Origin of the sequence: Cognatishimia maritima (genome assembly GCF_900129685.1) — a bacterium.
Classification (GTDB): domain Bacteria; phylum Pseudomonadota; class Alphaproteobacteria; order Rhodobacterales; family Rhodobacteraceae; genus Cognatishimia; species Cognatishimia maritima.
On the sequence record NZ_FQWM01000005.1, the window covers coordinates 22,727 to 46,214 of the forward strand.

Below are 23,488 nucleotides of genomic sequence, written 5' to 3' on the forward strand. Positions count from 1 at the left end.
TTAGACGCGTTCAATGATCTTCTCCCCAAAGAGGCCCTGCGGCCGGAACACCAGAAAGATCAGCGCCAGAACATAAGCGAACCAGTTTTCAGTCGCGCCGCCCACCAGCGGGCCCACTGCGAACTCAAACATTTTCTCGCCAACGCCGATGATCAAACCGCCAATGATCGCGCCGGGGATAGATGTAAAACCTCCGAGCATCAGCACGGGCAGCGCCTTGAGTGCGATCAGAGACAGTGAAAACTGCACGCCCGACTTCGCGCCCCACATGATGCCTGCCACCAGAGCGACAAAGCCTGCGACAGACCAGACCATGATCCAGATGAAGTTCAGCGACACGCCAACCGACAAAGCCGCCTGGTGGTCATCCGCAACCGCACGCATGGCGCGGCCCTGCTTGGTGTATTGAGCAAAGATCACCAGCGCGCTGACCAATAGGATCGCAATCGCGGTCGCAACCAGATCAAGATTGTCGATAAAAAAGCCATAGCCAAACCAACCGTAGGTGGTCTCATCGATCAGGGTGTTGATCCCTTGCGGCAGGCCAACTTCCAGCTTCTTGATTTCAGAGCCCCACATGATGTCCCCGACACCTTCGAGGAAATACGCCAGGCCAATCGTGGCCATAAAGAGGATGATCGGCTCCTGCCCCACCAGATGGCGGAACACAAATTTCTGCACGCAAACTGCCAGCAGAACCATGACACCCATGGTCAATAGGATCGCGAGAACAGCGGGCACGTGCCATCCGAAGTGATGGATTTCTGTACCAAAGATCGCATTGATAAGATGGCCAAAGGGTACCTGCCCTTCCATGATCCCCACCAAGGTCAGCGCAGAAAAGAGCGCCATCACACCTTGGGCGTAATTAAAGATGCCAGAGGCTTTGTAGATCAGGACGAACCCCAAGGCGACCAGCGCGTATAGCACTCCGGCCATCAATCCGTTGAGGAATACCTCCATGCCGAATATCAGTTGATCAGGCATCGTGATGGCCTCCGAATTTCATGTGAATTTGATTAGTCATGTGCGACCCCCAAATAGGCGTCGATGACGTCTTGATTGTTGCGGACTTCGTCCGGGGTGCCGTCGCCGATCTTTTTGCCGTAATCCATCACGACCACGCGGTCGGACAGGTCCATGACCACACCCATGTCGTGTTCAATCAGTGCAATCGTCGTGCCGAACTCGTCATTCACGTCGAGAATGAAGCGGCTCATGTCCTCTTTCTCTTCGACGTTCATGCCAGCCATAGGCTCATCCAGCAAAAGGATGGAAGGTTCCGCCGCTAGGGCACGCGCCAGTTCGACACGTTTCTTTAGGCCATAGGGCAGACGGCCCACCGGCGTTTTTCGGATCGTCTGGATTTCAAGGAAGTCGATGATCTTTTCGACCACTTCACGGTTCGCAACTTCCTCGCGCTCAGCACGACCTTTCCAGAACGCCTGCTCAAACAGGTTCGCTTTGGAGTGGTGCAACCGCCCCGTCATGATGTTGTCCAGCACAGTCATGCCTTCGAACAAGGCAATGTTCTGGAAGGTACGCGCGATACCCTGGCGTGCCACCTGATAGGGGCGCATTGAGGGGCGCAGCTTGCCTTTATAGAAAACCTGCCCTTCCTGCGGATTGTAAAAGCCGGAAATGACATTCAACATAGATGACTTGCCAGCACCATTAGGTCCGATGATCGCGCGGATTTCGCCTTGGCGGATGTCAAAACTGATATCCTTGATGGCAACCACACCGCCAAACCGCAGAGTGATGTTTTTCATCTCCATCACCACACCGCCAATGGTGCGACCGTCTTCTGTGACGTAGCTGTCAGAGGCATCAAGCATGGCGCACCTCCAGAGTTTGAATTTTCTGTTGGCCTAGGCGCGGCATTCTTTTCGCACCAAGGGCTGTGATTTGTCGGGATTCAACGCGCGCAATCATTCTGCAGCCACCTTGTGTTGAAATGTCGGAACAACCTCGGCGTCGCGTAGATCAAGCGTTGCGCGAATGCTGCCTTTGCGACCGTCTTCATAGGTGACTTCGGTCTCAGTGGTGATCTCGTCAGAACCGTCATAAAGGGCGGTCACAAGGTCAGAGAATTTCTCTTCAACGATCTTGCGGCGAACTTTGCGGGTCCGGGTCATCTCCCCATCGTCCGCATCCAATTCCTTGTGCAACACGAGGAAGCGATGGATTTGGCACCCAGAGAGCATAGGGTCCTCGGCCACAGACCGGTTCACGGCCTCCACATGGGATTGGATTGTGTCGAGGACCCTGGGATGCCCGGCGAGTTCCTGATATGAGGCGTAGGCGATATTGTTACGCTCTGCCCAGTTTCCGACAGCTGTCAGATCGATGTTGATGAAGGCAACACAGCGATCCATGCCATTTCCAAACAGAACGGCCTCCAAGATATCTGGGTAGAACTTGAGCTTGTTCTCGACATATTTCGGCGCGAACATGGACCCATCTGCCAGTTTGCCCACGTCCTTGACCCGGTCGATGATCCGCAAGTGGCCCGAGGCTTCGTCGATGAAGCCAGCATCCCCTGTCGCCACCCAACCTTCGGCATCCTTGGTTGAGGCGGTGCTGTCGGGGTTATTGAAATACTCAACAAAAACGCCAGGCGAACGATAGAAAATCTCTCCGCTGTCATCGATGCGCAGTTCGACTTCTGGCGCAGGGACACCGACGGTATCCGCACGAACCTCGCCGTCAGGCTGAAGGGTGATGAACACCGAGGCCTCGGTTTGCCCGTAAAGCTGTTTCAGGTTGATCCCAAGTGACCGGTAGAAATCAAAAAGTTCTGGCCCTATGGCTTCGCCTGCCGTGTAGCCAACCCGTATACGTGAAAGACCCAAAGTGTTCTTGAGCGGACCATAGATAAACAGCTCACCCAGCTTGTACTTAAGCTTGTCCATGGCGTTGACAGGTTTGCCATCCAGGATCGCAGGACCGACCTTTTTGGCATGATCCATGTAGCGACGGAAGAGCCAGCGTTTGAACGCACCAGCATCTTCCATGCGGATCATCACCTCTGTCAGATGCTTCTCAAAAACCGCTGGCGGGGCAAAGAAATAAGTCGGTCCGATCTCTCGTAGATCAGAACTGACTGTGGCGGCGGATTCAGGACAGTTGACCGTTAACCCAGTCCAATAGGCTTGCCCAATGGAAAAGATAAAGTCGCCGACCCAAGCCATGGGCAGATAGGCAAAGACCTCATCGTCCTTGCGCAGCCCATCAAACTCACTGGTATTCTGCGCGCTTTTGATGATGTTGCGATTGGACAGAACAACGCCCTTCGGCTTGCCCGTTGTCCCAGAAGTATAAAGCATCACGCATGTGCTATCGAAATCCAGTTTCGCTTGACGCCGTTCCAACTCTGGCAGGAATTCCTCTTGCGCCGCGCGGCCCTGTGCTTGGACATGACTGTATTCATGCAACTTGCTGTGATCGTATTTCCGCAGACCGCGCGGGTCGACGTAGATCATATGCTCGAAATCATTCAACTGGTCGCGAACTTCGATCACTTTGTCGACCTGTTCCTGGTCATCAACGATCGCGTATTTTGCGCCGCAATTGGACAGCACATGCGCCAATTCCTCGGCTGCGCTGTCCTGATACATCGGCACAGGAATGGCCCCGACAGATTGAATAGAAACCATCGCCCAATAGAAATACGGGCGGTTGCGGCCAATGATGGCGACAAAATCGCCCTCGGCCACGCCAAGGTTCAACAACCCCAACGCCAACTCCTCTATCTCTTGTGCGGCTTCGGCCCACGTCCATGTCTGCCAAATGCCGAACTCTTTTTCCCGATAGGCTGTTTTCGCGCCAAATGTCTTGACGTTTCGCTTTAAAAGCGCCGGGATGGACACAAGTCCATCGGTCGCCGGTGACGACTTGTTCAAGATCTTTCCTCCTCAAGACTCACAATCGTGAGCTGAACCGCACAGGGCGATTCTCCCCTCTCCATTAGGCTTGCCCTCACAATAGCGGGTCAACTTTTTCCTGATCATTTCTCAAACCTTACGAATTGTAACAGTGCCGGAATGCCTCTTTTCCTGCGCCGTGTTCCGGTGCTAGCCATAGGGTGGGAGGACGATATGCCGGTGCGTGATGACACGAAGGCCGCCATGACAATGGCGGGTCTGAACCTGATCAAACAAGGGCTGTCGATCTTTGACAGTGACCTTAAGCTTGTTGTCGCCAACGCCCGGTTCCGCGAAATGTTTGAGGTGCCCGATAGCCTTGCCCGACCGGGCACGAGCTTTCAGGACCTCATCCGTCATATGGTGGCGCGCGGCGAGTATGGGACAGACCAATCGGCCGAAGAGATGGTGCGCGAGCGCGTGGAACTCGCCAAGGCCTTTGAACCACATTACATTGAGCGGCAACGCTCAAATGGGCGGTGGATCAGTGTCGAAGGCAGCCCCTTGCCCGATGGCGGCTGGATCACGGTCTACACAGACATCACGCAAGTCAGACGGCAAGAAGAACTTTTGAGGTCACGTTCCGAAGTGCTTTCGGACCAGTTGATCCGCTATGCCGAAGACCTTTCTAGTGCCAACCGCGAGTTGGAAAGCACCGTGATCGCTTTGGAAGAAGCCAAACGGCAGATCATGGAAAGCGAAGCCCGCATGCGGCTGACCGCCGAGATGATGCCTGCGCATATTGCCCATGTCGGCCCTGATCGCTGCTACACCTACTCAAACCGCCGTCTGTCGGCTGTGATGCCCGGACGCCCCAGCAATATCGTTGGGGCGCATATCAAGGATACACTCGGTGCCGAGACCTATCAGATCATCGCGCCGAAACTCCAAGTGGCATTATCCGGTGACTCTACGGTGTTTGAATTCAACGATCCCAAGAGCACGCGTCGTATTCGGTTGGCATTGACGCCGGATAGTGAAGACGGTGACGCCCAAGGGGTCTATATCCTGTCGATGGATGTTACTGAAGAAGCGCAAGCGCGCGCCGCTTTGCAGCAAACCAAGCGGCGCGAAATCGCAGCGCAAATGACCAGCGGTCTGGCGCATGATTTCTCGAACCTTCTGACCATCATTTTGGGCATGCAGGGCAAGCTGGAAAAAATGGACTTGCCGGCCGAGGCGCATGAGTTGATTGACGGCACCCTCGCGACGGCGCGGCGGGGCGGCAAGCTCCTGAACAGTTTGGCCGATGTGACAAGCCAGCGTGCTCCGCAATTACAGCCAACCGACGTTGGCGCGTTGTTGCGCGATAGCATGACATTGGCGCGCCCGATCCTGAACAAATCCATCGATCTACAACTCCAGGATCGGACGCCAAATGAGCCGCTGATTCTGGACCCCGGTATGTTACAAGACAGCCTGTTTAACCTAATCCTGAACGCCCGCGATGGCTGTGACGGCGCGGGGCGTATCACCATATGTTGCGAAACTGTGCAGGACACTTGGCTGCAAATATCGGTGCAGGATACAGGGAAAGGGTTCTCGGACGAGGCCTTGACGCATGCGTTTGATCCGTTTTTCACGACCAAGGGTGCGGCAGGAACGGGGCTAGGGCTACCCATGGTCTATGACGTGACAAAACTTGTCGGGGGTGAGGTTCGCATCGCGAACGCCGAGGGCGGCGGCGCGATTGTCAGATTGCGCCTTCCATTGCGCCGATTGCGTGCCGATCAAAGTACCTCGCTGGTGCTATTGGTCGAAGATGACCCAGATTTGCGCGATCAAATCAGAGAGATGCTGATTGATCAGAACCACATGGTGATTGAAGCAAGCAGTGTGGATGAGGCTCTATTGCTGGTGGAACATGTGCCGGGCATTAGCGCCGTGCTGAGTGATATCAACCTCGAGGGCAACGCAACCGGTGTTGACCTTGCCGGAAAACTTGGAAAGACAGACATCCCGGTCATCTTGATGACCAGTCTCCCCACAACGCACTCTCTCTACCAGGATGGCGCTGCGCGCGCGCCCATCATTCGCAAGCCGTTCGCGGCATCTGACCTCGTGCCACTACTGACGCTAAAGGACCCCCAGTGAATCAACCGCTTGTTTCCATTCTGGACGATGAACCGGAAATTCGGTTGATCCTGTCCGAGGCCCTGACCGAAGCCGGGTTTCGGACCATGACCTTCGCGCGTGCGACTGAATTTGAGGCAAGCCTCAGGAAGACCGTGCCGGATGTCTGCCTTGTGGATCTCAGCCTGCCTGACAAAGACGGGCTGACACTGGTGCACCGGCTGGCCTTGGAGCAAGGGGCCGTGGTGATCATCATTTCCGGTCGGGCCCAAGTTCAAGACCGTGTGACAGGTTTGGAATTGGGTGCCGATGATTACATCATCAAACCCTTTGATCCTGCAGAGGTCGTCGCCCGCATCCGCGCCCAATTGCGCAAAGAACGAGTGACGCGGCAGAGCCAGTCAAACACGGCCAGTTTCAACGGCTGGACCGCGAATTTTGACAGCTATTTGCTTTTGGATGACACAGGCAGCAGCACGCCGTTTAGCCACGCCGAAGGCGAGGTCCTGCGCCTTTTCCTTGAAAGCCCAAAACGCCTAATCAGTCGGACGCAAATGCAAGAAACCTTGGGGGGTGCCGCAGGGGAAAGCTTTGATCGGGCGATGGACGTGCGCATTTCTCGACTGCGCACGAAATTGCGCGAAGACCCAAAAAACCCGCGGTTGATCAAAACGATCTATGGGGCGGGCTATATCTTTCTCGGCGATGTGGAATGGCATTAACGGCGAAATTCCGCTCTATATAAGGCGATACACCCCAGATCGCACACTATATATGGAATTCTTCACCAAATCTGTGTAATGTAAATTTATCGGAGATCTCTGACTCATTTCCTCTTCCAAGACCGGAAATCTCGGGACGTCTGCCTCAGTAACGATCCGGGGAAAGTCACTCCCACTCCCCCGCTGTGATACACTCCGGCGGGGGCTTTCTTTAGGCCACGAACAAATGCGAATGCGCCTTGAAATGGGGCAAGAGGACCTCTCGGAATGCGGCCACGCGCGCTGAACGCCAAACATCGCGATGCGCCACCGCCCAGATTTCTGGAAATGGCATAGGATCATTGATCGGTAATTCATACAGGTCAGAGGCATTTCGCCCCAAAAATGCTGGCAATACGACCACGCCAATGCCAGCTCGCGCCGCTTCGATCATGGTCAACATATCGTCAGAGCGCATCACGACGTTCTCAGACGGAAGTTCGGGCACGTATTTCTTGAAAGAGGATGGCAAACGCTCTGGAATGATCCAAGACACTGGGTGGTTCGGATCGTGAGCTAGCTTCTCAAGCCACTCTTTTGATGCAAAGGTCAGGCTCTCTTGTCGCGTCAGAATACGCCCAGTCAGGCTGTCGCCAGGTGCGTCGCTCACCCGTATAGCCAAATCCGCCTCGCGCCGATTGAGGTCGAGCAACGAGTTGTCCGAGCGGACATGCAACTCTACATCCGGGTAGCGCTCTGCAAACGTCTTAAAGACAGGAATGAGGTGCGTGGAGCACAATAGCTGTGGTGCGGTGATGGTCAGATGACCAGACACAACTTGCTCTGCGCCGGCCAGATTGCGCAGCAGATCCATTTCCTCGGTTTCCATAGCTGCCGCTTTGCGCGCAACCGCCTCGCCCGCTTCGGTGGCTTGATAGCCATCCACAAGGCGATCAAAAAGCTGCACGCCCAAATCGTCTTCGGCGCGCTTCACGCGACGCGCCACTGTTGTGTAGGAAACATCTAAGGCAGCGGCGGCACTGGAAAGTGACCCTCCTCGGACAAGGTGCATGACTGTTTTCAGGTCGTCCCTATGTGCTGACATTTTGTATTTCCGCCTAGAGGAGCAGACCCTCGTTGCGGTCTGCAAATTTGCCTCTACTTAGGCACGACGAACCTCAGATCAAGTTTTCGGAGACGCTTTCGACACCATCTTGCCCGCTGCTGCCACTTACCGACAAGAGCGACACGGAGCTGTCCCGCATCAATTGCGTGCCTCAGAATGACGAACGCCCGCCTGACACTGCTACGTGTCAGACGGACGCTCAAATTTCAGATCTCAGGTCGCTTTACTCCGCCGCCACCTGATTTTCGATCTTCTCGACCCGCACAGCAGAGAACTTGAACTCAGGGATTTTGCCGTATGGGTCAATCGCCGGGTTGGTCAGCACGTTTGCCGCCGCCTCAACATAGGCGAAGGGTACAAAAACCATGTCTTCGGCAATCGCACGGTCAGCGCGCGCCATGATTTCGATTGAGCCGCGACGGGTTGTCAGGCGGATCATCTCACCCGGTGCAATCCCCATCAGCTTCAACGTCCGAGGGTTAAGCGAACAGTTCGCTTCAGGCTCAACCGCATCCAGAACCATGGACCGGCGTGTCATCGACCCGGTGTGCCAATGCTCCAGCTGGCGGCCCGTGGTCATCACCATCGGATATTCCGCATCTGGCGCTTCATCCGGCGGGATCACCGAGGCCGGTGCAAAACGTGCACGACCATCCGGACGAGGGAAGCCATCGCCAAACACAATCGCCTGACCGGGGTCTTCCGGGCTAAGCGATGGATAGGTGACCGTTTCGGTTTCCAGACGCTCCCATGTGATATTGTCGAGGCTCTTCATATTAAGCTTCATCTCGGCAAAGACTTGCGACACATCGGTGTAGTCCCAAGGCAGGCCAATGCGTTTCGCGAGATCAACAGTGATCGACCAATCCTCACGTGCCTCACCCGGAGGGGTGACCGCTGGGCGCACGCGTTGCACCTGACGGTTGGTATTGGACACCGTACCGTTCTTTTCATAGAGCGCAGAGGCCGGCAGGATGATGTCGGCATAGTTTGCGGTCTCTGTCAGGAAGATGTCTTGAACGATCAGAAGGTCCAGCTTGGCAAAGGCGTCACGCGCGTGGTCGACATCCGGGTCCGACATGGCAGGGTTTTCACCCTGAATATACATGCCCTTGATATTGCCCGCGTAAGCTTGGTCCACGATCTCGGTCACAGTCAGGCCCTTTTCATCTGAAAAGTCGCCCCCGCCCCAAACATCGGTGAAGCTTTTGCGTACATCATCGCTGGTGACGGTCTGATAGTCCGGCAGGAACATCGGGATCAGGCCCGCATCAGAGGCACCTTGTACGTTGTTCTGCCCCCGCAGCGGGTGCAAGCCCGCGCCCGGTTTGCCCACGTTGCCAGTCATCAGAGCCAAAGAAATCAGGCAACGTGAGTTATCCGTGCCGTGGATGTGTTGGCTGACACCCATGCCCCAGAAAATCAGGCCTGCATTGGCATTGGCAAACAACCGTGCGACGCGGCGAATTTGCTCTGGCGCGATGCCACAGATATCGGTCATCTTTTCGGGGCTGAAGCCCTTCAGATGCTCTTTCTCGGCCTCCCAGTTTTCCGTCCAGCGGTGAATATACTGGCTGTCGTAAAGCTCTTCTTCTACGATCACATGCATGATCGCGTTCAAGAGCGAGACATCCGCCCCCGGACGGAATTGCAACATCTCTGTCGCGAAACGGCGCATGCCGACGCCGCGTGGGTCCATCACGATCAGCTTGCCGCCGCGTTTGGTGAACTGTTTGAAATAGGTCGCCGCCACCGGGTGGTTTTCAATCGGGTTTGCGCCGATGATGATCGCCACATCAGCATTTTCGATCTCGTTAAAGGTCGCGGTCACAGCACCGGAACCGACGTTTTCAATCAGCGCAGACACGGAAGACGCGTGACAGAGCCGCGTACAGTGGTCGACGTTGTTGTGTTTAAAGCCCTGACGGATGAACTTTTGGAAGAGGTAGGCCTCTTCGTTGGTGCATTTCGCAGAGCCAAAGCCCGCCACGGATTTCGGGTCCTGATCGCGCAGGGCAACCAGACCTTTGCCCGCGAGGTCCAGCGCCTCTTCCCAGGTGGCTTCCCGGAAGTGGGTCGACAGATCACCAGGATCGACGTTCAGCCCCTTGGCAGGGGCATCCTCGCGCCGGATCAGAGGTTTGGTCAGGCGATGGGGGTGGTGGATATAGTCAAAACCAAAGCGGCCTTTGACACAAAGGCGACCTTCGTTGGCCGGGCCATTGATACCTTCAACGTATTTCACTTTGCCGTCTTTGACTTTCAGGCTGACCTTACAGCCGACGCCGCAGAACGGGCAGACGCTTTCGGTTTCGCTGTCAAAATCTGCACTGTCGCCGACTTGGTTCTCGTCCATCACGGTCGCGGGCATCAGCGCCCCGGTGGGGCAAGCTTGAACACACTCGCCGCAGGCTACACAGGTCGATGCGCCCATCGGGTCGGCGATATCAAAGGTCGGATAGGCTTCGTGACCGCGACCTGCCATCCCGATCACGTCGTTCACCTGCACTTCGCGACAGGCCTGAACGCAAAGGCTGCACGAGATGCAGGCATCCAAGTTGACCTTCATCGCGACGTGGCTGTCGTCCAGCAGCGGAATGCGGCCTTCTTCCAGCTTTGGAAAGCGGCTTTCCGAGACGCCGTTCAAATCCGCCATATCCCAGAGGTGGCTGGATTTGTCATGGGCCTGATCACGCTCGGGCTGGTCAGTGACCAGCATCTCGACCACCATTTTGCGCGCGGTTTCGGCACGGGCAGAATTGGTCGTCACAACCATGCCCTCGGCAGGTTCGCGGATGCAGGAGGCCGCCAATGTGCGCTCGCCTTCGATTTCCACCATGCAGGCCCGGCAGTTGCCATCAGGCCGATATCCGGGCGCGGGCTTGTGGCAAAGATGCGGGATCACCAGACCGCGGCCATGGGCGACTTCCCAAATCGTTTCGCCTTTTGCGGCGGTGACCTGCTGGCCGTCCAGGGTGAATGTGACGTGGTCGGACATTTCAGACTCCATATTTCAGACCCAATGTACCGCAAGCGCAGCCTTCGAAAACGTTCCCTTCCCGACGCCAAAGCTACGTTTCGCGCCAACTTAACACAAAGCTGCGTCAGGCGTTTCCTATTGATCACAAAAACCTAAGCCATCCATTTTTGCCTTTTCCTATGGGGCGACCCGGACTAGGGAACGGGGAAAAGGAAGCGACGCATGGCACATATGACACTGGTCCGCCACGGGCAGGCACAAAGCGGGGCACAAGATGAAGCCAGCTATGACCGGTTGTCGGATCTCGGTCACCAGCAAGCACAGTGGCTGGGAGCGCATTTTCAGCGCACCGAAGAGCACTTTGTCCGTGTCTACACCGGTACAATGCGACGCCATATCGAAACAGCAGAAAGCATGGGAGCCGCCCAGTATGGTGAGGTCATCCAAGACCCGCGCCTGAATGAGTTTCCCTATTTCTCGCTTGAAAAGGCCATGCAGGACCAGCACCGCGAACCCGTCGCCCAAAGCCGAGAAGAATTCGCGCGTCACTTGCCGAAAACATTGGACTATTGGGCAGAAGGCCGCCTTGAAGGCGTGGATGAAAGCTTTGAGGCCTTTACCAGCCGCGTCACTGATGTGATTGCCGAAATAGCAGAGGGTCCCGGTCAGGCGCTCGTCGTGACGTCAGGTGGTTTCATCAGCACCGTGATGCAGCAGACCTTGGCGCTGAATACCGATGGCTGGGCGCGTATGTGCCTTGCCATTTTCAACAGTTCAACACATCGGTTTCAAAGCCTGCTGGACCGACCAATCCTCACCCAATTCAACGGCATACCGCATCTGGAAGGCCGCGACCGTCAACACGCGCGGACGCATATCTAACGCGAAAGTGCCCGATCAGGCCGCTTTGTCTGCAAAATCCTTGTGGACATATTTGCAGTCGCAATAGCCGCATTCGACAAAGCCAGTGTCATGCGGCACGCTGAGCCAAACCCGAGGGTGCCCCAAAGCGCCTTCGCCCCCGTCGCATGCGATGCGAAAGCTCTCTACGATTTTGGTTTCAGGTGCTTCGATAGACATCATTCTATCCCTTAATTGGCTGCCGTTGGGTGGCGTGAATATGCGGCAAACAGAGTAGTTGGGCAAGCGCTGTTCTGGCTTGGAGGACTAGTCCGCAAACAAATGCGGCGTCATGGCGATCTCACGAGCTTTGTCTTCGCCAACGGTCAGAAATTCCATGATCGGCTTCAAGAAATCGCCAATTTCATCCACCTCACGAATTCGGCCGTAGTTCTCAAAGTCCGCATCGCGAATGGCGTCGCTTTCGTCTTCGATATCGCGACGAATTGTGGGCAGTATGCGATTGAACGTGTCTTGCGGCGTTTGCTCTCCGGCGAGGCCAATGCGCGCGGCGTGGCCCTTTAGGTAATGCTCTGAATAATTGCACTGAACCTCAAGCGCACGAGTTGTTGAGCGGTCGTTGTAGAAGTCATGTAAGAGATCAAGCGAACCCGGGTCCAGACAGATGATCATCCGGTTGGTCTGGAAATAATCAAACAGCATACGAATAAGCGCCCGCCGGTGGCGTGTGCGTTTTTCGATGGTGGACTGGATGCCGCCAAGATCAGGCAATTCCGTATCTTCTTCCTGAAAAAGGTAGTCCACAGCCGGGATATTGGTTTCCTGCTTGATCTTGGCAAGCAACCGCTTTGCAACGTGCCATTTCTTGCAAACAAGGATCATCAACTCACGTTCTCGACCCAATGTTGCCTCGGTTTCCCAAAAACGGTTGGCAAACCGCCGCCCAACCCGGCCCCGTTCGGTCACAAACTTAAAAAGGCTCGGCCCCTCGCCCGAAATTTTGAAGGTGACGCCCTCCGTCGCGTAAAGCGCCCCCAAGCGCTCCTTCAGTTCCACCGCCTCAGGGCTGATTTTGCGCGCAAAGAGGTCGTCCTGATTGAGCAGCAGATCATAGTGATCGTTATAGAACACCAAAGGCATGCCGTAATCGGTGAACATCAAAAACGTAAGCGTGCGGGCGTTGATTTCTTCCGCTGGAATCAGGTGACGCACCAGCGTCTGGAAAAAAGTTTCGTCAGGTATCCAAGTTCGCTTGAAGAAGCGCACGACGTCGCGGCGTTGGCGGACCATCTCCATCACCGCTTCAACCGTTGGGCGGCGCAAGCACCACCATTGGCTACCAATCTGCACTTGGATGTCGCTTGGTATCTTGCGCGCAAGACCCAGTTTTTTCTGCCACTCCAACGATTTATAGAACAGCGCTTTGTGTTTGCGCTCGTTAAAGAAATGACGATAGAGCAACCGCTCTGCCTTCATGCCGGTCTTGATCCAATCGCTTGCGAAGAAGTCAAAACTTTCGATGAAGTCAAAATCATTGTCATCTAAATAGTCGTGAACATATTCAGATGTCTTGATCGCCATACAGTCGCCGGACAGCATGTAGAAATGCGTGGCCCTAGGGAAATCTCTGAGCGCGGCTTCGATGGCGGAAAGCGTTGCTTGAACAAGGGACCATTCCCCCCATCCGCATTTGACGCGTTTGATGGCAAAGGTCACATTCGGATTGTCCGCAAGCGCAGTTTGGATCTGACGGAAGTCCGCCGCATCAGCGCGCGCATCAAAGTGGATGGCCATGCAATCACCTGTCGCGGTAAGGCGCTCGGCTTGCTGGATGACGGCCTCCGGGTCTTTATGGCAGAGAAGAATATATGCGATCTTTGCCATTTTAGAAACCGTAACCCCACTTTAACCCGATTGTTCATGGCTTACCGATGAACCCAGATTGAATAAACCGTTATAATCTGGTTTTTTAAAGCATTAATAAATGTGTGACTTTAAGAAATTAGCGCACCGAATGCCGGAGGCATAAAATATGGGTTTCCCAGGCACATGGATGACCGAAAGTCAAAGTGTCGTATATCGCGTAGTGCCGAAATGCGCTTGCTCGACCATTGGCCAAATCATGCATTATTCGGACCATGGCCGGTATTTTGATGGCGACATCCATGACGCAAAAGACGGTCTGCACAAATGGGCGCTTGATGAAAGCAAAGAACCAATCCGAGAGGTCATGGCAGCAGGGCAGACCTATGCTTTCACCTGCGTGCGCAACCCTTACACGCGCATTCTAAGCTCCTTCTTTGACAAAATTTGCGGCGTTCAACGCAATGGCAAACGCTATCGCGGCAACCTCGTTCCAATGCTGATCCAGAACTACGGGATCGAAGTTGGCGGGAAGGATGGGCAACAAGAGTTTGACCAGATCAAAAGCTTCCGCCGGTTCCTTCTGTTTGCCCGTGACACCATCCGCTGGCGTCGCCCGATGGACCCGGATATCCACTGGTCTGCAAGCTCTGGCCATGTATCGACCTTTGTCACCAACGGTGGTCGCTATGACAAGATTTTCTGGACCGAGGCCTTTAATGACGGAATGCAGGATGTCCTGAACAACATCGACACCAAACACGACGTTGATCTGACGAAGGTGCCGCGCTTCAATGAGTCCGCCGACCACGGCCCCAAGCGCGCCCATCCGGTCGAAGACTATTTTGACGACCTGTCGATGCATCTGGTCTATGAAATCTACAAACGCGATTTTGAACTTTTCAAATATGATTTCGAGAACCCAGCCAACAAAAAACCCATCGGTGAAATCGATCTGGATGAGGTCCATATTAAACTTGGGGACTAAGGGGGCTTTGCCCCTCGGCCTGTGGCCTCACCCCAAGGTATTTGGACCAAGAAGAATAACGGCTTGTTAACTGTAATTTGGTGAGATTGCGCTGCGGTACAGGCTGAGGAGCCGATGGCCGCCCAAGGAGAAGTCGCTCTTTTCAGGTAAGCATCGGCAAATGCCCGACCGGCCTGAAAAGAGCGCAGCCTGACCTTCTTTTTGGCCCAAATGCCTAATCAAACACAGCGTCAATGCACCTATAGCAAACCTTCCTTGCGAAAGAGCGCCTTAAGGTCCGTTTCAGGGCGCGCGCCGAAATGGCTGATGACCTCGGCAGCGGCAACACACCCCATGCGGCCCGACACTTCGAGCATTTGACCGGTGGCGTAGCCATACAAGAACCCCGCCGCGAACTGATCGCCGGCCCCGGTCGCATCAACCGGTACAATTTCGTTCACAGGCACGGACGCCCGTTCATCGCCTTGGACGAGCACAACGTCATGGCCTGACCGAGTGCAGACGATCAAACCAGACTCAGAGGCCGCTGTTTCCAGTGCCAAACCAAGGTCATCGGTTTCATAAAGCGACTTCCACTCGTGTTCATTACCGATCACATAGTCGAGTTCGCGGACCAAGCGACGGAAGTCTGCCCGGTGGCGATCCACGCAGAACGGATCAGACAGGGAGATACCGGCCTTCCCGCCACTCGCTTTGCACAAGACTGCGGCGCGTTCGAAGGCCTCTTTGCCTTTTGGCTTGTCATATAGGTAACCCTCTAGGAATAGGATCTTTGCCTGACCGGCGACGTCGTCGGCGACATCTTCTGGACCAAGCTCTGACGAAATGCCCAGATAGGTATTCATCGATCGCTCTCCATCCGGCGACACAAAGATCATGGACCGCGAGGTTGGCAGCTCTCCACCCGCGACCGGCGCATTGGGGAAATCCGTGCCGCCTGCGATCATCTCGCGCGCGTAAAACTTGCCCAGCGCGTCATCGTTCACGCGACCGATGAAGGCCGTGCTGAGACCAAGATTACCCAACCCGGCAAGCGTGTTGGCAACCGATCCACCCGGAGCCTGCACGCGGTTACTCATCGCACCGTATAGCATCTCACCGCGCTCTTTTTCGACCAACTGCATAATGCCCTTCTGAATGCCCATCAGGTCCAAGAAGCTGTCGTCAGACTGGCTGATCACGTCAACGATGGCGTTGCCGATACCGACAACCTGATACTTACTCATAGGTTCTTTTCCTCAAACATGCAGAGATCGCGGATCAAACAGGTGCCGCATAGGGGTTTACGTGCCTTACAGGTGTAGCGGCCGTGCAATATCATCCAGTGATGTGCGTGCAATTGGAAATCAGCTGGAATGTGATCTTCAATCGCGCGCTCGACAGCGACGACGTCCTTGCCCGGGCAGACACCTGACCTGTTTCCGAAGCGGTAGATGTGGGTATCCACAGCCTGCGCCGGGTGGCGCCACCACATGTTCAAGACAACATTGGCAGTCTTGCGCCCGACACCCGGCAGGCTTTCCAAGGCCGCGCGGGAATTCGGCACCTCGCCGCCGTAGTCGTCGACCAGTATCTTAGACAGCTTCATCACGTTCTTGGCTTTATTGCGATAAAGCCCAATGGTCTTGATGTGCTCAATCAAGGCTTCTTCGCCAAGGTCGAGCATTTTCTGCGGCGTATCGGCCACCTTGAACAGCTCTGCGGTCGCTCGGTTCACACCCTTGTCGGTGGCCTGCGCAGACAGGGCAACAGCCACCACCAATGTGTAGGCATTCACATGATCCAATTCGCCTTTGGGCTCTGGCGCTGCATCACGGAAGCGGGTGAAAATCTCTCGGATCGTGTGATAGTCTAGCTGCTTGGCCATGCTGTCCTGCCTCGTTGCGCCCAAAGGGCTTAGAGCGGTGATGCTAAAATTTCAACGTCCGTTCAGCAAAAGCGCAGTATTCGGGTCGATTACGATACGCTCTGTCCGTAAGTTGGGGTCAAGGAGAGCACCATGAGCGATATGGAACAAAGCTATCACTACGGGGTAATTCGCCGAGCGATTGAATTGATCGACCAAGGCGGGCCGACCATGTCTTTGGAAGACCTCAGTTCCGCCATGGGTATGAGCCCCGCCCACTTCCAGCGTTTGTTCTCGAAATGGGCAGGCGTATCGCCCAAAAAGCTGCAGCAATATCTTGCGCTTGGGCATGCCAAAGCCTTGTTGAACGAACGTTTCACCACGCTTGAAACAGCGCAATCCGTAGGGCTTTCGGGCACGGGCCGCTTGCACGATCTGTTTCAAAGGTGGGAGGCGATGAGCCCCGGCGAATATGCGCGCGGCGGTGAAGGCCTAGAAATTTTCTGGGGCTGGTCTGAAAGCCCCTTTGGCGAGGCTTTGGTGATGGCCACCACCAAAGGCATTTGCGGGATCGCCTTTGCCGCTGAAACAGGTGCCGAGGCGGCGATGGCCGATATGCTATCGCGCTGGCCGAACGCGACCTTCACCGAAGACCCTTTGACAATTCGCCCCCTTGCCCAGTCTGCTTTTGGAGGCCCTGAGTCCCTGCAAAGAACCCCGCTTTTCCTGATGGGCAGCGCGTTGCAGATCAAGGTTTGGGAGGCGCTGGTTTCGATCCCTGAGGGCCAAGTCAGCACCTATTCCGAAATCGCCCAAAGTATCGGCTGCCCCAAAGCAGTCCGGGCGGTGGCCTCAGCCATCGGTCGCAACCCGATCTGCTGGGTCATCCCCTGCCACCGTGCCCTGCGCAAAACCGGTGGGCTGGGCGGTTACCACTGGGGGCTGCCTGTCAAACGTGCGATGCTGGCCTATGAAAGCGCGCGCCGCGCAGGTTAGAGATTTGAAACAACGGCTGTTTTTCGCCGAGTCGACGGCATTGTGTCATAATTCACACAAATCGACTTGCTGAGGGAACCTTCTCATCGCAGTGTCCGTTTACGGATCATACGTCCGTTTAAACAAGCTTGTTGAAAGAGGCACAGATGACTCGTTCTAAATTCGCCATCGGTTTAACTCTTAGCGCGGGGCTGATGCTTTCCGCTTGTACTGATCCTGAATATGCGGGCATCGACCGCACCAACACCAAACAAGGCGCGGCCATTGGTGCAGCGATTGGTGGTATCTTTGGCGCAGCTGTCAGCGACGACAAAGGCGCAGGCGCGATCCGAGGTGCGGCCGTAGGCGCAGGCGTTGGAGCTTTGATTGGCGACGATCTAGACAAACAAGCCACCGATCTGCGTCGTAAAGTCAGCAACGGCAATGTTGTTATCACCAATACCGGCGACCGCCTGATCGTGACGCTGCCGCAGGATATCCTCTTTGCGACAGACAGCACATTCGTGCGTTCTGATCTGCAGCGTGACCTGCGCGCCATCGCGGGCAACCTATTGGCCTACCCGAATTCCACAATCCAAATCTTGGGCCACACTGATAACACCGGCTCCGCCGCTTACAACCAAGACCTCAGCCTGCGCCGCGCGCAAGCTGTGACTGCGGTCCTGCAGGACGCGGGTGTTCCCTCCAGCCGCATGCGCGCTATTGGCCGGGGCGAAGACCAGCCGGTTGCGTCAAACCTGACGGCGGAAGGCCGCGCGCAGAACCGTCGCGTCGAAATCGTTATCCTGCCAAACGCATAAACGTAGCGGCAGAGGAAAATATCTAGGCCCGCCCCTGTGGCGGGCCTTTCTGTGCGCCACCTGCGGCGCATCTGTGCGGCGTTGGCGGCTTGAGATAGGCCGCGAAAAGCATAGTTTGATAAGCAGACATGGTAGGAGGCAGATCAATGAAACTATTGGGAATATCAGGGTCACTTCGCGGTGATTCCGTGAACTGCAAATTGATCCGCGAAGCTGCGCGTTTGTTAAATCCTGATCACTTTATCGAGGCAGACCTGAACATTCCCCTCTTTGATGCCGACGAAGAAGAGGTCAGTGGATTGCCAGAAGCGGCGATGACATTGGTCCATCAGATCGCAGAAGCCGACGGGATTGTAATATCCACCCCGGAATACAATGCCGCAATCTCTGGCGTTTTGAAAAACGCATTGGATTGGGTCAGTCGCCATAAGCCCAACCCTTGGGCCGGGAAGCCCGTTGCCGTGATGAGCGCTGCGTCTGGTCGTGCGGGCGGTATTCGTGCGCAAACCATGCTGCGCGCCTGCATGACGCCATTTAATGTGCGGTTTCTTCCGGTCTCGGAATTGGCCATTGCCGGGGCACGGTCCGAATTTGACGAGGCAGGCCGCCTGACCTCTGAACGCTACGAAGCCGCGTTACAACGGATGATGGACGCGCTGAAGGCTGAGATTGCGCGCGGCAAATAGACCCTAAAGCGAGGCTTCTGGCCGAAAGTCCGTTGGGATTTCATCTCGGCCCTCAAGCACCAGATCAGCCATGACTTGCCCGACCTTTGGGGCCATCCCAAAGCCGATTTTAAAACCACCATTGGCAATGAAAGAGCCTTTGAGCACGGGATGCTCACCCAGCATCGGGGCACGGCTTTTGGCACGGGGGCGCACACCAGCCCAGCGCTCTAGGATCGGCGCTGCTGTGAGTTCCGGCAATGCGCGTTTGGCGCGTTCGATCACATCATCCAACAAGGCGTCGGTTGCGGTGGCGTCTCCAAATTCTCGCTCGCTTGTGGAACCAACTGCCACAGTTCCATCCGCATGCGGCACAATATGCAGCCCGTCGGCAAAGAGTTGCGGTTGATCCCGTCGATCTAGCTTAAACAGAGCCGCTTGCCCTTTGACGCCGTTGCCGACCGTGCGGCCCAGACGCTCGGACAGGTCGCAAAGCCCCTGCCACCCAGTTGCCCAGATGACCCGCCCTTGAGCAGGCCCTTCTGTCACAATTTCAACGCCCTTCGCGCGCAGTGCGGCTGCCAGCGCGTTGCACGCCTGTCTTGGATGCATGCGCGCTGTCAGCGTGTCATGGATCAGCAAACCCGTCGGCGAAGCAGGTGCCCACTCACCAGCGGATTCAGCAGAAATGACGCGCCATTGCGCCTTCCCCTGCCAAAGCGTTTTTGCAGACTCAGCGCGTGCCTCTGCAAGGGCGAGCGCACGCTGATCTGCAATGGGCTGTAGGCGTCCGCTGCGTCCGTAACCGCTTGGCTGGCCGCCGACGGCTTCGACCTCTGCCCAAAAGTCTTCGGCCATGATCAGGCTTTCAAACTGGAAGGCTTTTTTGTTATTCCAATTCTCTGGCGTATGCGGTGCCAAGGCACCGACAAGGCCGCCAGACGCCCCGCCGGCGACTCCGTTCGGGTCAATCACACGCACGCGCGCGCCGCGTTTTTGACAGGCCCAAGCGACCGAAAGACCAAAGGCCCCCGCGCCCATGACTGTGACATCCACCATTGCCAAACCCCATCCAGTTGTCCAAAGCTGACTGCCGGACAAATTCACTCCCTCTCTAGGACAAAGCGGCATGAGCGACCAGTCGGCAAATCTTGAATGGCGAGACGAGAAGATCCCCGTTTCGACACGGTTTGATGACCCATACTTCAGTTTGGACAACGGGTTAGATGAAACGCTGCACGTGTTTTTGGCGGGCAATGACCTGCCTGCTCGATTTGTCCCAGGCTTTCACATAGCGGAACTTGGGTTTGGCACCGGGCTGAATTTCCTAGCGGCTTGGCGCGCTTGGGAGCAGTCCGGGCAAACAACGCCCCTGCGCTATACCAGTTTTGAGGCCTTCCCAATGACGGCAACGGAGATGCGACGCGCGCTTGAGGCTTTCCCGGAGCTTGAGGCCTATGCTGATCGGCTTTGCACGGCATGGGCCGATGACCCCACGCTATCGACCCTCGAAGGGGTCGACGCCCAAGTGGTCATTGGCGATGCGCGCACGACTCTGGCGCAGCAGGGCTGGCAGGCAGATGCGTGGTTCCTTGACGGGTTTTCCCCCGCTAAGAACCCTGAACTCTGGGACGAGGCACTGCTTGCCGAAGTCGGCAAACATACCGCCATCGGCGGGACTTCGGCTACTTATACCGCGGCGGGTTTCGTGCGCCGCAATCTTGAAGCCGCAGGATTTGAGGTGACGCGCGTACCGGGCTTTGGGCGCAAGCGGCATATGACCGTTGCGCGGCGGGTTTAGCTATGGCGCGCGCGGACAACAGGCTTGGCTTTCTCCTGATGACACTCACCTCTCTGCTGTTTGCGTTGCAGGACGGCCTGTCTCGGTATCTTGCTGCAGAATACAACGTCTTTATGATCGTGATGATCCGGTTCTGGTTTTTCGCGGCTTTTGCTTTGTGGTTGGCCCGCCGAAACGGCGGGCTACAGATGGCGATCCGGTCCCGCCACCCATGGCTTCAGATCGGGCGCGGGGTGATTATCGCGCTAGAGATTTGCGTGACCGTCGCCGCCTTTACCATCCTTGGCCTGACCGAAACGCATGCGATTTTTGTTTGTTACCCCCTGATTATCATTGCCCTGTCCGGCCCGCTCTTGAAAGAAACCATCGGGTGGCGGCGATGGGCGGCGGTTCTGGTGGGTTTCATCGGTGTTCTGATCATCATTCAGCCCGGCACCGGAGTGTTTTCACCTTGGGCGATTGTGCCTGTGATCGGGGCCAGTATGTTTGCGCTTTACGGAGTGATGACCCGCTTTGTGTCAGCCGAAGACAGTGCCACGACAAGCTTTTTCTACACCGGCTGCGTCGGAGCGGTGGTCATGACAATCATTGGCGCATTCAACTGGCAGCCTCTCGCCTCGCAGGACCTCAGTTGGTTGTTGCTGCTCTGTTTAATGGGCATCCTCGGGCATTGGATGCTGATCAAAACCTACGAAGTGGCCGAGGCCAGCGCCGTCCAGCCTTTTGCCTATTTGCAAATGCCATTCGCCGCGATGGTCGGCTTCTTCGCATTCCATGAAGAGGTCCGCGTCAATGTGATTGCCGGGGCGGCTCTGATCATTTGTGCAGGGCTCTTTGCCCTATGGCGGGAACGGCAGCAAGCTGTCTAGCCTAGGCCGACGCGCGCCTATTTCAGCAAGGTGCGCCCAACCAATTCTTCGCTAAATGGAATGGGAAGCGGATCGCGTCCGAGGCGCGCCCGATAGACAGGTAGGCTTTCAGCCACGCGCATCACATAGTTCCGGGTCTCGGTGAAAGGGATATGTTCGATCCAATCGACCATATCCATGCTACCCCGTTGCCGTGGATCACCACGTTGCGCCATCCAGCGCGCTGGACGACTGGGGCCAGCGTTGTAGCCTGCCGCCACCATGATGACATTTCCCCCGAATTCTTCGACCAAACCAGCCAAATAGGCGGTGCCAAGCGTCACGTTGTAATCGGGATCGGTCAGCAAACGCGCGCGGGAATACGGCAGGCCCAGTTTGCCTGCGACCTCTTTCGCTGTGCCCGGAAGAATTTGCATCAGGCCCTGAGCATTCGCACCAGAGACAACATTTGGGTCAAACTCAGATTCGCGGCGAGCAATCGACAGCGCCATTTCCGTTGGCACCGGCAGATCGCGCCGTTTGGCCAAAGGGTGGAGCGCATAATAAGGCGCGTGGATCGTTTGGCCATATTGCACAAATCGTTTGCCAAGCATGACGGCGACATGCGGTTGCCCCATGTCAATCGCCATCTGACCCATTTGCGCCATCGTGCCTCGGTCCTGCGATTCTGCGAGGTGGGTCCAGAAGCGTTCTGCCAAAGACAGCTCGCCCGCTTTAAGCAAGGCAAGCGCCGCCTGATGCACGGACGTCCGCGTAAAAGGTGCGCCGCGCCAATCCGTCGCGCGCTCCCCTGCAAAGCCATCTTCGGGCGGCAATCCAACCTTTTCCGCAGCCAATAGCCCATAAAAGCTGGTTTGGTGCTGTGCACCCCCCGCATACGCGCGCCGCGCAGACTCCTTGTCACCCAATGCTTCGTAGGCACGGCCCAGCCAATAGCCCGCGCGGCCCCATGAAATCGGAGTCTCGACGCTTTGTTCAAAGCGGATGAAATGCTGCAAGGCGGTTTGAGGTTTGTTCAAGAACCGCAACGCAATATACCCAGACAGCCATTCCAGATCAGCATAACTGCTACCCTCGTTAAGACCGTGGCGAGCGGCGAGTTCATAGGCCTGCGCATGACGCCCTGCCCGCATCTCACTGCGGGCTAGGGATCGACGCCAGCCTGCCCATTGACCTGCTTCGCCAAGTCGCTTGGCCTTGCTTTGCGCCATGAGGAGGTCGATGGCGGACTCATTCCGACCTTTCCGAGCGCGCCACTGAAAGCGCTCAAAAGCCAAACCGGGATCATCTGCCAAACTGGCCGGGACCGCCGCAATCAGGGCGTCCACCCCATTTTGATCCTTCCGCAGGGCCAGCCGGGCCCTTGCCAGTTTCTGCCAACCGTCTGAAACCAAAGGATACATCCGCTCTGCATCAGATGCCCACCCACGCCACAGCGCGTGATCCAATCGCGCGGCATGGTGGTCTTTAAGCAAGCGACTGTAGCGCTGCAGTACGTTGCTTTGCAGCTCTTCCGTCATCGACATGGTGCGCCATGCAAGCACCACTGTCTCCTCCGCCGCGCCCTTTTTGCCTTCCGATTCTAAAGCCTGCGCATAGGCAAATGCGCCTTTCGCTGTACGTGGCTCCTGCGCTGCAAAAAACTCTAGAACCTGCGCGCGCCGCGCGTCAGGGAAAGCCCCCTCCATGCGCTGACGCAAATAAGGCAGACCTGGCCAGTCCGCGCGGCGTTTCAAGAATGCAATCGCATCCGTCGCTTCGCCCTGCCCGGCGCGCAGACGGTGCCATTCGATGATATCGCGCACGACATCGTCTTCGCCGCGCACAAGTTGGGCGGCCCTATCCCAGTCTTTGGCGCGCACGGCATCCATGGCCTGCGAAAGGGGCTGGGCCATCGCGCTGCCGCACCAGATGAGTGTCAAAATGAGGGACCAGAGGATTCGTAACACGCTTGCAATTTCCTGACTGACAAAGGATATGACCCAAACGTATG

The 23,488-nt window shown here is 56.2% G+C and carries 20 protein-coding genes; 9 read left to right on the top strand and 11 right to left on the bottom strand.

Features of this window, described 5'->3' with window-relative positions:
* From BUA39_RS11300 to BUA39_RS11310, 3 genes are all read right to left on the bottom strand, one after another.
* Complete coding sequence (locus tag BUA39_RS11300; protein ID WP_072793322.1) at window positions 1-987, bottom strand: branched-chain amino acid ABC transporter permease; 987 nt, start codon at window positions 985-987, stop codon at window positions 1-3.
* A gap of 32 nt (window positions 988-1,019) precedes the next feature.
* On the bottom strand, window positions 1,020-1,838 hold the full coding sequence (locus BUA39_RS11305; protein ID WP_072793323.1) for an ABC transporter ATP-binding protein: 819 nt from the start codon (window positions 1,836-1,838) through the stop codon (window positions 1,020-1,022).
* Between the two features lie 93 nt (window positions 1,839-1,931).
* Entirely contained in the window at window positions 1,932-3,905 is a 1,974-nt protein-coding gene (locus BUA39_RS11310; RefSeq protein ID WP_072793324.1) for an AMP-binding protein, read from the bottom strand.
* 195 nt (window positions 3,906-4,100) lie between these two features.
* Between BUA39_RS11310 and BUA39_RS11315 the strand changes: the two genes are divergently transcribed.
* Window positions 4,101-6,020: a PAS-domain containing protein gene (locus tag BUA39_RS11315; RefSeq protein ID WP_072793325.1), complete on the top strand. Its 1,920-nt coding sequence runs from the start codon at window positions 4,101-4,103 to the stop codon at window positions 6,018-6,020.
* Window positions 6,017-6,721: a response regulator transcription factor gene (locus BUA39_RS11320; protein ID WP_072793326.1), complete on the top strand. Its 705-nt coding sequence runs from the start codon at window positions 6,017-6,019 to the stop codon at window positions 6,719-6,721. The genes BUA39_RS11315 and BUA39_RS11320 overlap by 4 nt, the downstream gene beginning before the upstream one ends.
* Before the next feature lie 211 nt (window positions 6,722-6,932).
* Here the strand turns inward: BUA39_RS11320 and BUA39_RS11325 are convergent, their stop codons facing one another.
* Both BUA39_RS11325 and fdhF read right to left on the bottom strand, forming a co-directional pair.
* Window positions 6,933-7,805: a LysR family transcriptional regulator gene (locus BUA39_RS11325; protein WP_072793327.1), complete on the bottom strand. Its 873-nt coding sequence runs from the start codon at window positions 7,803-7,805 to the stop codon at window positions 6,933-6,935.
* Window positions 7,806-8,049: 244 nt separating this feature from the next.
* Complete coding sequence (fdhF, locus tag BUA39_RS11330; RefSeq protein WP_072793513.1) at window positions 8,050-10,824, bottom strand: formate dehydrogenase subunit alpha; 2,775 nt, start codon at window positions 10,822-10,824, stop codon at window positions 8,050-8,052.
* Window positions 10,825-11,028: 204 nt separating this feature from the next.
* Between fdhF and BUA39_RS11335 the strand changes: the two genes are divergently transcribed.
* Window positions 11,029-11,688: a histidine phosphatase family protein gene (locus BUA39_RS11335; protein ID WP_072793328.1), complete on the top strand. Its 660-nt coding sequence runs from the start codon at window positions 11,029-11,031 to the stop codon at window positions 11,686-11,688.
* 15 nt (window positions 11,689-11,703) lie between these two features.
* Here the strand turns inward: BUA39_RS11335 and BUA39_RS11340 are convergent, their stop codons facing one another.
* Both BUA39_RS11340 and BUA39_RS11345 read right to left on the bottom strand, forming a co-directional pair.
* Window positions 11,704-11,886, bottom strand: coding sequence for a zinc-finger domain-containing protein (locus BUA39_RS11340; protein ID WP_072793514.1), 183 nt, complete (start codon window positions 11,884-11,886; stop codon window positions 11,704-11,706).
* Between the two features lie 87 nt (window positions 11,887-11,973).
* Window positions 11,974-13,551 carry a DUF5928 domain-containing protein gene (locus tag BUA39_RS11345; RefSeq protein ID WP_072793329.1) on the bottom strand — a complete coding sequence of 526 codons (1,578 nt, stop codon included), beginning with the start codon at window positions 13,549-13,551 and terminating at the stop codon, window positions 11,974-11,976.
* Between the two features lie 148 nt (window positions 13,552-13,699).
* On the opposite strand from BUA39_RS11345, the gene BUA39_RS11350 reads away from it, so the two are divergent.
* Entirely contained in the window at window positions 13,700-14,518 is an 819-nt protein-coding gene (locus BUA39_RS11350) for a sulfotransferase family protein (protein WP_072793330.1), read from the top strand.
* A 239-nt stretch (window positions 14,519-14,757) separates the two neighbouring features.
* Here the strand turns inward: BUA39_RS11350 and BUA39_RS11355 are convergent, their stop codons facing one another.
* Together BUA39_RS11355 and nth are read right to left on the bottom strand one after the other, a co-directional pair.
* Window positions 14,758-15,744 (bottom strand): adenosine kinase, encoded by a 987-nt coding sequence (locus tag BUA39_RS11355; protein WP_072793331.1) that lies wholly within the window; start codon window positions 15,742-15,744, stop codon window positions 14,758-14,760.
* The gene (nth, locus tag BUA39_RS11360; protein ID WP_072793332.1) at window positions 15,741-16,385 is read right to left on the bottom strand and encodes an endonuclease III; all 645 of its coding nucleotides are present in this window, start codon (window positions 16,383-16,385) and stop codon (window positions 15,741-15,743) included. Before nth ends, BUA39_RS11355 begins: the two co-directional genes overlap by 4 nt.
* A 132-nt stretch (window positions 16,386-16,517) precedes the next feature.
* Between nth and BUA39_RS11365 the strand changes: the two genes are divergently transcribed.
* The 3 genes from BUA39_RS11365 to BUA39_RS11375 all read left to right on the top strand — a co-directional run bounded on the left by BUA39_RS11365 (window position 16,518) and on the right by BUA39_RS11375 (window position 18,846).
* Window positions 16,518-17,360 (top strand): methylated-DNA--[protein]-cysteine S-methyltransferase, encoded by an 843-nt coding sequence (locus tag BUA39_RS11365; protein ID WP_072793333.1) that lies wholly within the window; start codon window positions 16,518-16,520, stop codon window positions 17,358-17,360.
* A gap of 146 nt (window positions 17,361-17,506) precedes the next feature.
* Window positions 17,507-18,160: a YiaD family glycine zipper/OmpA-like lipoprotein gene (locus BUA39_RS11370; RefSeq protein ID WP_072793334.1), complete on the top strand. Its 654-nt coding sequence runs from the start codon at window positions 17,507-17,509 to the stop codon at window positions 18,158-18,160.
* A 146-nt stretch (window positions 18,161-18,306) separates the two neighbouring features.
* Window positions 18,307-18,846, top strand: coding sequence for an NADPH-dependent FMN reductase (locus BUA39_RS11375; RefSeq protein ID WP_072793335.1), 540 nt, complete (start codon window positions 18,307-18,309; stop codon window positions 18,844-18,846).
* 3 nt (window positions 18,847-18,849) lie between these two features.
* Here BUA39_RS11375 and BUA39_RS11380 read toward each other — a convergent pair whose 3' ends face one another.
* The gene (locus BUA39_RS11380) at window positions 18,850-19,884 is read right to left on the bottom strand and encodes an NAD(P)/FAD-dependent oxidoreductase (protein WP_072793336.1); all 1,035 of its coding nucleotides are present in this window, start codon (window positions 19,882-19,884) and stop codon (window positions 18,850-18,852) included.
* 70 nt (window positions 19,885-19,954) lie between these two features.
* Here BUA39_RS11380 and mnmC2 point away from each other — a divergent pair, with 70 nt between their 5' ends.
* Together mnmC2 and BUA39_RS11390 are read left to right on the top strand one after the other, a co-directional pair.
* Window positions 19,955-20,626, top strand: a complete 672-nt coding sequence (gene mnmC2, locus BUA39_RS11385; RefSeq protein ID WP_072793337.1) for a tRNA (5-methylaminomethyl-2-thiouridine)(34)-methyltransferase MnmC2 — start codon at window positions 19,955-19,957, stop codon at window positions 20,624-20,626.
* A 2-nt stretch (window positions 20,627-20,628) separates the two neighbouring features.
* The gene (locus tag BUA39_RS11390; RefSeq protein ID WP_072793338.1) at window positions 20,629-21,495 is read left to right on the top strand and encodes a DMT family transporter; all 867 of its coding nucleotides are present in this window, start codon (window positions 20,629-20,631) and stop codon (window positions 21,493-21,495) included.
* A gap of 17 nt (window positions 21,496-21,512) precedes the next feature.
* On the opposite strand, the gene BUA39_RS11395 is transcribed toward BUA39_RS11390, so the two are convergent.
* On the bottom strand, window positions 21,513-23,390 hold the full coding sequence (locus BUA39_RS11395; protein WP_084604943.1) for a lytic transglycosylase domain-containing protein: 1,878 nt from the start codon (window positions 23,388-23,390) through the stop codon (window positions 21,513-21,515).
* Between the last annotated feature and the right edge of the window lie 98 nt (window positions 23,391-23,488).

What these genes read in the sequence shown, in the direction of transcription:
- BUA39_RS11340 (WP_072793514.1), bottom strand. Translation starts at nt 11,886, where the DNA reads ATGTCTATCGAAGCACCTGAAACCAAAATCGTAGAGAGCTTTCGCATC.
- BUA39_RS11345 (WP_072793329.1), bottom strand. Translation starts at nt 13,551, where the DNA reads ATGGCAAAGATCGCATATATTCTTCTCTGCCATAAAGACCCGGAGGCC.
- BUA39_RS11325 (WP_072793327.1), bottom strand. Translation starts at nt 7,805, where the DNA reads ATGTCAGCACATAGGGACGACCTGAAAACAGTCATGCACCTTGTCCGA.
- BUA39_RS11390 (WP_072793338.1), top strand. Translation starts at nt 20,629, where the DNA reads ATGGCGCGCGCGGACAACAGGCTTGGCTTTCTCCTGATGACACTCACC.
- BUA39_RS11350 (WP_072793330.1), top strand. Translation starts at nt 13,700, where the DNA reads ATGGGTTTCCCAGGCACATGGATGACCGAAAGTCAAAGTGTCGTATAT.
- BUA39_RS11305 (WP_072793323.1), bottom strand. Translation starts at nt 1,838, where the DNA reads ATGCTTGATGCCTCTGACAGCTACGTCACAGAAGACGGTCGCACCATT.
- nth (WP_072793332.1), bottom strand. Translation starts at nt 16,385, where the DNA reads ATGGCCAAGCAGCTAGACTATCACACGATCCGAGAGATTTTCACCCGC.
- BUA39_RS11380 (WP_072793336.1), bottom strand. Translation starts at nt 19,884, where the DNA reads ATGGTGGATGTCACAGTCATGGGCGCGGGGGCCTTTGGTCTTTCGGTC.
- BUA39_RS11315 (WP_072793325.1), top strand. Translation starts at nt 4,101, where the DNA reads ATGCCGGTGCGTGATGACACGAAGGCCGCCATGACAATGGCGGGTCTG.
- BUA39_RS11355 (WP_072793331.1), bottom strand. Translation starts at nt 15,744, where the DNA reads ATGAGTAAGTATCAGGTTGTCGGTATCGGCAACGCCATCGTTGACGTG.
- BUA39_RS11375 (WP_072793335.1), top strand. Translation starts at nt 18,307, where the DNA reads ATGAAACTATTGGGAATATCAGGGTCACTTCGCGGTGATTCCGTGAAC.
- BUA39_RS11365 (WP_072793333.1), top strand. Translation starts at nt 16,518, where the DNA reads ATGAGCGATATGGAACAAAGCTATCACTACGGGGTAATTCGCCGAGCG.
- BUA39_RS11335 (WP_072793328.1), top strand. Translation starts at nt 11,029, where the DNA reads ATGGCACATATGACACTGGTCCGCCACGGGCAGGCACAAAGCGGGGCA.
- fdhF (WP_072793513.1), bottom strand. Translation starts at nt 10,824, where the DNA reads ATGTCCGACCACGTCACATTCACCCTGGACGGCCAGCAGGTCACCGCC.
- BUA39_RS11300 (WP_072793322.1), bottom strand. Translation starts at nt 987, where the DNA reads ATGCCTGATCAACTGATATTCGGCATGGAGGTATTCCTCAACGGATTG.
- mnmC2 (WP_072793337.1), top strand. Translation starts at nt 19,955, where the DNA reads ATGAGCGACCAGTCGGCAAATCTTGAATGGCGAGACGAGAAGATCCCC.
- BUA39_RS11395 (WP_084604943.1), bottom strand. Translation starts at nt 23,390, where the DNA reads ATGGCCCAGCCCCTTTCGCAGGCCATGGATGCCGTGCGCGCCAAAGAC.
- BUA39_RS11370 (WP_072793334.1), top strand. Translation starts at nt 17,507, where the DNA reads ATGACTCGTTCTAAATTCGCCATCGGTTTAACTCTTAGCGCGGGGCTG.